Raw genomic sequence first — 355 nt, 5'->3', positions numbered from 1 at the left:
AGCCTGCAGCTACCATCGGGATCGCCACGAGTACTCCGAGGCGGTGATTCGGGCCCGCGAGGCGTTTCATTCCGCTCGCCGGACAGGTCCCGAAACGTTCACCGACGTCGTGGTCGCGTTACAGTTCGAAGAAAGATATCCGACCGCCATAGCGATGCTTGAAACATTTGAAAATCCTCCGGATGACGTGGATCTCGCCGCCGACTGCTTCTTCCTGGCGAATCTGGTCGTCCAGAACCTACGTCTCCACCAAGAAGAGTGAGAATGAGTACTCTTGTCACGAGTATGGCAAACATGGAAGCTATTCCGAAACCGCCAGGTTGATCCTTTCGAAACTCGGGTGACGGTCAGCGAA

At 55.5% G+C, this 355-nt stretch carries 1 protein-coding gene; it reads left to right on the top strand.

Translation table 11 applies throughout. The features are described 5' to 3' along the window. On the top strand, positions 1 to 262 hold a 262-nt coding region (locus G6R25_RS24695; RefSeq protein ID WP_163554720.1), incomplete at its 5' end, for a hypothetical protein. Positions 263 to 355: the final 93 nt, after the last annotated feature.

The organism is Candidatus Frankia alpina (genome assembly GCF_902806485.1).
Classification (GTDB): Bacteria; Actinomycetota; Actinomycetes; order Frankiales; family Frankiaceae; genus Frankia; species Frankia alpina.
The sequence above is the reverse complement of the archived record's forward strand: the minus strand, read 5'-3'. Positions and strand labels throughout refer to the sequence as shown.